At 29.7% G+C, this 6,390-nt stretch carries 9 protein-coding genes; all 9 read right to left on the reverse strand.

Going from position 1 to position 6,390, the window contains the following annotated elements:
• Positions 1-93 precede the first annotated feature (93 nt).
• Positions 94-990, reverse strand: coding sequence for a flagellin (locus L3B98_RS10470; protein WP_238916575.1), 897 nt, complete (start codon positions 988-990; stop codon positions 94-96).
• Positions 991-1,160: 170 nt separating this feature from the next.
• Positions 1,161-1,496 (reverse strand): flagellar protein FliT, encoded by a 336-nt coding sequence (locus L3B98_RS10475; protein ID WP_238916576.1) that lies wholly within the window; start codon positions 1,494-1,496, stop codon positions 1,161-1,163.
• Between the two features lie 45 nt (positions 1,497-1,541).
• Positions 1,542-3,089, reverse strand: a complete 1,548-nt coding sequence (fliD, locus tag L3B98_RS10480; protein ID WP_238916577.1) for a flagellar filament capping protein FliD — start codon at positions 3,087-3,089, stop codon at positions 1,542-1,544.
• A 125-nt stretch (positions 3,090-3,214) separates the two neighbouring features.
• The gene (gene fliS / locus L3B98_RS10485; RefSeq protein ID WP_238916578.1) at positions 3,215-3,595 is read right to left on the reverse strand and encodes a flagellar export chaperone FliS; all 381 of its coding nucleotides are present in this window, start codon (positions 3,593-3,595) and stop codon (positions 3,215-3,217) included.
• Positions 3,596-3,606: 11 nt separating this feature from the next.
• Complete coding sequence (locus tag L3B98_RS10490) at positions 3,607-3,894, reverse strand: hypothetical protein (RefSeq protein WP_238916579.1); 288 nt, start codon at positions 3,892-3,894, stop codon at positions 3,607-3,609.
• A gap of 43 nt (positions 3,895-3,937) precedes the next feature.
• Entirely contained in the window at positions 3,938-4,309 is a 372-nt protein-coding gene (locus L3B98_RS10495; RefSeq protein WP_238916580.1) for a flagellar protein FlaG, read from the reverse strand.
• Positions 4,310-4,353: 44 nt separating this feature from the next.
• The gene (gene csrA, locus L3B98_RS10500) at positions 4,354-4,572 is read right to left on the reverse strand and encodes a carbon storage regulator CsrA (protein ID WP_238916581.1); all 219 of its coding nucleotides are present in this window, start codon (positions 4,570-4,572) and stop codon (positions 4,354-4,356) included.
• 4 nt (positions 4,573-4,576) lie between these two features.
• Positions 4,577-5,002: a flagellar assembly protein FliW gene (fliW, locus tag L3B98_RS10505; RefSeq protein WP_238916582.1), complete on the reverse strand. Its 426-nt coding sequence runs from the start codon at positions 5,000-5,002 to the stop codon at positions 4,577-4,579.
• 18 nt (positions 5,003-5,020) lie between these two features.
• Complete coding sequence (flgL, locus tag L3B98_RS10510) at positions 5,021-6,214, reverse strand: flagellar hook-associated protein FlgL (RefSeq protein ID WP_238916583.1); 1,194 nt, start codon at positions 6,212-6,214, stop codon at positions 5,021-5,023.
• Between the last annotated feature and the right edge of the window lie 176 nt (positions 6,215-6,390).

Raw genomic sequence — 6,390 nt, forward strand, 5'->3', positions numbered from 1 at the left:
AGCTTTTAGCTTTTCTTAAATACTATTTTTAAAATAACTATAATTACTACGCAAAAAAGAGTGTCGAAACGACACTCTTTAATTTTTATCAAATTAGCCTTGTAATAAATTAAGTACTTTATTTGGTTGTTGGTTAGCTTGAGCTAACATTGATTGTGCAGCTTGAGTTAAGATATTATTCTTAGTGTAAGACATCATTTCCTTAGCCATGTCTGTATCTCTAATTCTTGATTCAGCTGCTTGTAAGTTTTCTGATGTATTATCAGTAGCAGTTATAGTATGTTCTAATCTGTTTTGAACTGCTCCAAGATTTGCTCTCATTGTAGATACTTGATTAATAGCATCATCAATAACCTTTAATGCAGCAACTGCACCACTTTGGCTTGAAAGTGATATATTACTTATTGTTGCACCATTAGTTACAGTAATTTGAGTACCTGCTGAGTTACTGTATACTAAGTTAGCAAATGAAGAACCACTCTTAGTTCCGATATTACCAGCTTTAGCTGAGCTTAATTGTACTGATATATCATTACCTGCTTCACCACCAACTTGGAAAGTAACTTTTCCTGCTGTAGCACCTGTTAAGTTAATTCCGTTGAAGTTAGTTGTAGAAGCTATTCTTGAGATTTCTGACTTTAATTGAGCAACTTCTGTTTGAACTTGTCCTCTATCAGCTGATTGTAAAGTTCCGTTAGAAGCTTGAGTTGCCAATGTTTTAAGTCTTTGTAACATTGCATGAGTTTCAGTCATTGCACCTTCAGCAGTTTGTACTAAAGATACACCATCTTGAGCATTAGTTGAACCTTGATCTAATCCTCTGATTTGAGATCTCATTTTTTCAGAGATTGCTAATCCTGCAGCATCGTCTCCAGCTCTGTTGATTTTTTGACCTGAGCTTAATTTTTCAATAGATTTTGAAGCAGCTCCTGTGTTGATTCCCATTTGTCTGTGTGCATTCATAGCACTAAGATTGTGATTAATTATCATTATAATTTCCTCCTTGATTTTTGAAATTTGGACTTCCATGTCCTAATTTAAAATAATTTATATCAACTCTTAAGAGTTAATAGCTTAAGCTTATGTTTATTTATTCGTCTTATTTATAAATTACTTTATACTTTTTCGAAAATTTTTTTCAATAATTTTATTTAATTACCTTATTTACTTCTAGCAGTAAAAAAATTCTGAAATTCAAAAGCTCTATTATAGTTATTTGCAGCCTTACGACCTTTTTTTAAAATATCCATTCTACTTTTTATTTTTACCTGCTCGACTTTTATCAATCTTACAAGTTCTTCATCTAGTCTAAATAAATCCAAATCATCAACTATTTCTTTAATTTCTTCCGAAGAAAAATTTATGATTTTAATTTTTTCTAAAACTTCACTTCTTTTATCAATAAGCTCTTCAAATTCATCATTATTCTGCTTAATTTTTTCTATTAATTCTAAAGTAATTTTTTTATAATTCTCTAAACATTCATACAAATTCATATTTAGCACTCTTTTCAATTAAAAGTTATTTAATAATATATCTAGTTAACCTTGACTTCCGCTAGAAAAATAACTAGACAATGATGATTGCTGAGATTGTAATTTACTCAATGCACTTTCCATTTTCGCATATTTAGTATAAAGTGTATTTTCTCTATCATCTAAGTCAGTTTTCATTTCTGCTATTTTCTTCTTCATATCACTTATTTGTTTACTCATATCATTCGTTAATGCATTGCTTCCATTTTCAGTTCCTGCTAAGTTATTAAATGTAGAATTTGTCTTTTTAACTTGATTCCACACTACATCTCCTAGCTGCTTACCTAAACCAGAAGAAGATACAGTTCCTGTATTTTTTGCAAAAAGCTCTTGTACTGCATCCATATTATTTTCAAGAGCTGTTGTAAGAGCAGCATCATCAACTTCATACAATCCATTTTGTGATGAATAATCTTCAACTGGTTTTATACCTATCTTCTCTAATGTTAATCCAGAAGATGAGACCATTGTGTCACCATTTATCCCAGACATTGCATCTTTCATACTTTGTGCTAATTCATCTAAATAACTATCATTATGTAACAATCCTGTTTTTGCCTTAGTTTCCCATTTTGTAATTTGAGTTTCTGACATATCTTTTTTTTGATCATCAGTTAGTGGCTGGTAAGCTTTATCATATTTCTCATATAATTTTGTATTAATCTTTCCTAAAAGAGCATTGTAGTCAGTTATAAAAGATTTTATTTTATCTTTTACTGCGCTTACATCTTTTGAACCTGAAATTTTAACCGAAGTTCCTCCAGTAAAATTACCACTTCCATCTGGTGTTGTACTTGCTCCTGTTGTATCTTTAAAATTAAAAGTCACTCCATCAAGAGTTACGTTATTACTATTACTCTTATGCTGAGAATCCGATATTGTGTATGTAGTTCCATCAGCCTTTTTTATAGTTGCATAAAGATTTTTACCTGTAGCAGTCTTTGTAGATGTATTTAATTCTGTTCCACCGCCATCTTTTAATGTAGCTGTAAAACTTATATCACTTCCCATATCAGATGATTCTATTACTATCCCACCAGAAAAATCACTAGTTTTTGCTGTTGCACTTATTCCTTTTGCTTTTAGTGCAGCATTCAATTCTGATGTTATTTGTGATTGACTCTTTCCAGATGTGTTAATAGTATCTATTGATTTTCCTCCAAAAGCAAGGTCTAGAGTAGCTGATGAAGATATATCTGTTGCTTTTAGTGTTGTAGAAGCTTTTGCTGCTAACTGTGCTACATCTACACTATAATTATCAATAGCTGCCCCCGCTGATCCAGTAACTGAAACAGTTCCATCTTGAGTTGACGTAAACTTTGACGCATTATACGTACTTGACATTAATAATGAACTTGATCCATCAGAAGTTAAATATTTAGTGTACAATGCATTAGCATCTTTCATTACATCTCTGTATGCTTCCTGTTTCCATTCTAATAACTGTTCTTTTTGCTGTTGTGTCGTATATTTTGCTTTATAAGGCTGCATAGATGCCGAAACAAGTGAATCAGTATCTAACAATCCTGTAATTCCTGTCATTCTAACTGTCATTTTTATCACTCCTTTTTTTATTTCATCTTCTTGTAATATTGTAATATATAATCAATCCACAATTTTAATCTCCAATAACATTGATTGAATATTTACACTTGTGCATTGATATTTATAATAGAATATTATCCCTGTCTCTTAGCTTCTTTATAAGCATCATGCCATAGATTACTAACATCTTCTATCAAAGGAATAATTTCATCCATTATTTTAATATCCTTCTTCAAATTAGCTTGTACTAATTGTCGCTTAATAAACTCATATATGCTAAGCATTTGTTTTGTCCATTCTCCTTGGGTAGTATCTAAACTAACCATTAACTCTGTGAATATATCTTGTGTCCTAATTAAACTAGAATTAGCTTTTTCGATATCCTTATCTACCATAGCTTGTCTTCCAATCTTTGCAAATTTAACCGCACCCTCAACTAACATTAATAATAATTGTTCTTTAGATGCATAATTTACACTATTACTTTTATACACATTATAAGCATTTGGATACATTTCTAGTCCTCCTATTTTTTTGCGTCTAAAATTCTTCCTTTAGAGTTATCTTCATAAATATTCTCAATTTTTTCTGCTCTAATTGACATTGATTTATGTTCATATTTTACTCCATCAATTGTAACGTATCTCATAATTTTTTTTTGTTTATTATTCTTTTCTCTTTCGTTGGAGTTCTTTTCATCTTTTAAATCTTTTTTTCCTGCAATCTTCTTTCCAGAATGTATTTTACTTATTTCTATTTCTTCTTGGAGTTTTTTTCTCATATCAGTATCTATTTTATTCAATATAAATTCCAACTATATCTCCTCCATCAGATTATTATACATATTTTCTGAAAAGTTATACTTTTTTATCTAACAATCCATCTTCCCTTAATAGACTTGCAATCATATCTAATATCTTTTTAGGTGGCGCTTCTAAAACAGTTTCTTTTGTCTTATCATCAACTATTTTAATTATCATAGTACCTAAATCTTTATGAATAGAGTATTCTGCATGAGTTTTTTCTGGTTCTAAAAATTTATTTAAATAATTCATAGCCTTATCTAATTCTTTTTTATCAATTGGATTTTTATTTTGATCATTAATATCTGTTTTATCTGCTTGCTTAACATCTGAAGTTTTAATATTGTCAGCAGCAACATTATCATCACCAGTATTATTATAAGCATTATTGACATTTATAGCATTTCTAATTCCATTAACATCCATGTTTTACATTCCTCCCTATCTTTTATTCGCATTTCCCTTGCTAATTATTTCTTTGCTATGTTTTTCAATAAACCAATATCAATTTTAATTGCTTCTTTATTTTCGTCTCTAACCTGATCATAAAGTTCTTTTCTTAATATAGATACATTCTTAGGGGCATTTACTCCTATTTTTACACTTCCATCTTCAATTTTACTGATAGTAATTTCTATGTCATCACCAATCATGAGTGATTCACCTTTTTTTCTCGTTATAATTAGCATTTAATCACTCCTTTATCAAGGGCTCTTTAACTTTATATTTAGAATTATCTACTATTATTTGTTCCCCTAAATTATTAGAAATATTTATAATTATTGGACCTTGTAAATTAGTCGTTATCTTTTTTATATCTGAATTTAACGTTATAGTAGTTAAAATCATAACTTCTTGTGAAGACTGTATATTTAAGTTATTAATCGCTTCATTATTTAAATTAATCTCATAATCATCAAAAAATTCATATGGAGATGTTACAATAAACCCAACTTCTTCATCTTCTAAAGAGTGAAGCAATTTGAATGGTTCTGTATCTTTTAAATCAACAAGAAAAAACTTTCTTAACTGATCAAAACCTAAAACGCCTTTTTTAAAAGTAATTATATCCTTATCTTCATATGTTATTTCACCATGAACCTTTGACATGTACTTCATCTATATACACCCTCTATTTTAAATATAATCTAATAATGTCTTTGTTAATACTTTCCCACTTACTTGAAGAGATGCAGTATAAACAGTTTGAGCCACTGAATATTCCATAGTTTTTTGAGTATAATCCACATCTCCAACTTCTGATAAAACATTTGTCATATTATAGTTTTGATCTTCATTCGTTGATTGAGCTGAATCCATTCGGTTTTGTAAAGCTCCTACATTTGATCTACATCTTAATAAATTCTTTGTTATGTAATCCATATTTGTTAATTGTGCGCCAGTAAGGTCCTTCAAATTAGCAGCAGTTGGATTACTCATATCTGTTACTATACTATTAATTACATCAGATACATTTACCTTTGTACCTGTGTTAGTATCAGTAAAATTTAATATATTAGATGCAGTTTGATTGTAATCCACAGTAACACCTGTTGATATTTCACCTTTTAAGCTTGAACCTATTTGGTTTACAGCTGTATACGATGAATATAAATCATTACCAGACCCAGTCCAAGTAGCTGTTTCTAAATCTGTCTTTAGGGTCGCTGCATTTTTAGGATTATTCAAAGCATCTACAGTTGAAACAGTCTTTGGTGTTACTGTTGGTGGAGTTGTACTAGTATCAGTTACCTGCATCATAATATCAGTTCCATTTATGCACATGCTAGTAACGCTTTGTGTTCCACTTGTAATTTGAGCTCCAGTTGCAGTACATGGTAGCTTATTTCCATCCTTATCTAAATAGCTAATTGATCCATCACTATTTGCTTTTACAGGTTTTGAATTACTTTTGGTTCCACCAAAAATGTAATTTCCATCATAAGATGAATTTAATATATCACCTAACTGCGAAACCTTTTGTACTACTTCATCTTTAATATTGTTTATTTCATCCTGTGAATAAGAACCATTTCCCGCCTTAACCATTAGCTCTCTGATTCTAGAAAATACATTTCCTGCTTCTGATAATGCTGTATCTGTTGTATCAAGCCAATTTGACATATCTTTTATATTTGAATTATATTGTTTATTTGCTGCGATTTCACTATTTAATTGCATAATTCTTGTTGCTGTAGATGGATTATCTGATGCCCTTTTTATAAGATTACCTGATGATAGTTGGTCTTGCAAAGTGCTCATATTCCCTAAATTTCTTCTTGTATTATTTAAATAATTTGCAACAAGCATTGAATTGGTTATTCTTGGCATAATTATTTTCACCTCTTCTTTGATATCAAAAATTTTCTTACTATAATTAATTTTCCCTTATTATCAATTCTCCAACCAATAAATTATTTTAATTTATTGATATAGATATCCAAATTAATAATCAAACTTATAAATGGAATATACATACATCATTGAGAAATTATAATCGTAACACT

The sequence above is a fragment of the Clostridium sp. YIM B02555 genome, assembly GCF_022320955.1.
GTDB lineage: Bacteria > Bacillota > Clostridia > Clostridiales > Clostridiaceae > Clostridium > Clostridium saccharoperbutylacetonicum.

Excerpts from the sequence above, each read along its gene's own strand:
- L3B98_RS10470 (WP_238916575.1), bottom strand. The coding sequence starts at position 990 with ATGATAATTAATCACAATCTTAGTGCTATGAATGCACACAGACAAATG.
- L3B98_RS10475 (WP_238916576.1), bottom strand. The coding sequence starts at position 1,496 with ATGAATTTGTATGAATGTTTAGAGAATTATAAAAAAATTACTTTAGAA.
- fliD (WP_238916577.1), bottom strand. The coding sequence starts at position 3,089 with ATGACAGTTAGAATGACAGGAATTACAGGATTGTTAGATACTGATTCA.
- fliS (WP_238916578.1), bottom strand. The coding sequence starts at position 3,595 with ATGTATCCAAATGCTTATAATGTGTATAAAAGTAATAGTGTAAATTAT.
- L3B98_RS10495 (WP_238916580.1), bottom strand. The coding sequence starts at position 4,309 with ATGGATGTTAATGGAATTAGAAATGCTATAAATGTCAATAATGCTTAT.
- csrA (WP_238916581.1), bottom strand. The coding sequence starts at position 4,572 with ATGCTAATTATAACGAGAAAAAAAGGTGAATCACTCATGATTGGTGAT.
- fliW (WP_238916582.1), bottom strand. The coding sequence starts at position 5,002 with ATGAAGTACATGTCAAAGGTTCATGGTGAAATAACATATGAAGATAAG.
- flgL (WP_238916583.1), bottom strand. The coding sequence starts at position 6,214 with ATGCCAAGAATAACCAATTCAATGCTTGTTGCAAATTATTTAAATAAT.